This is a genomic window from Neobacillus paridis, assembly GCF_016765675.1.
Lineage (GTDB): Bacteria > Bacillota > Bacilli > Bacillales > Cytobacillaceae > Neobacillus > Neobacillus paridis.
In genome coordinates, this window is the sequence record NZ_JAESWB010000124.1 from 1 (window position 1) to 639 (window position 639).

General features: G+C 53.1%; 1 protein-coding gene. It reads left to right on the forward strand.

Annotated features, from left to right (window positions below):
* Positions 1–639, forward strand: a 639-nt coding sequence (locus JK635_RS28185; protein ID WP_202653257.1) for a HAMP domain-containing protein, incomplete at both ends; no start/stop codon positions are given.

The following is a 639-nucleotide window of genomic DNA, read 5'->3' on the forward strand; positions in this document are numbered from 1 at the left end:
AATCTCAAAGACATCACCGACGTCAACAACGTCGAATCCAAGCTCGCATTGATCATGCGCGCCACTATTTATGAGCGTGCGATTGCCATCCGCAATGTGGTTCTTCTGACCAAAGACGAGGAAATGCGTCCGGAAGTGGAGCGGATCGCAAAGGAAGAGCAGAAATTTGCGGAGGCTTATGCAAAGCTCGACAAGATGTTCACCTCGCTTCCCGAAACCACCGAGCAGGAGAAATCCATGCTGGCAAAGGTTCATGAAATTGATCGTTCTCTAAAACCCTTTATTACCAAGGTTGTGGACCTGGGATTGGCGAATAAGAACGTGGAAGCAGCGGCTGCCTTGGTCACCGACGTGCGTCCAGTCCAACGCAAGCTGCTGTCGCAACTTGCTGAACTGATCGATTTCGAAAACAAGCTCAACGATGAGGCGGCGGTAGAAGCCGACAGGACCTATGAAAACGCCCGTAACCTGATGATTGCCATTAGTGTAGTGGCGATTGCCGTGGGCGCCTTGATCGCGTGGCTTATCTCCAGGAGCATTACCCAACCGATCAACGAAGCGGTGCGCGTGGCAAAAACGGTGGCAGCGGGCGACCTCACCAGCCGCATTACCGTAAACACCACCGATGAGACTGGCCAG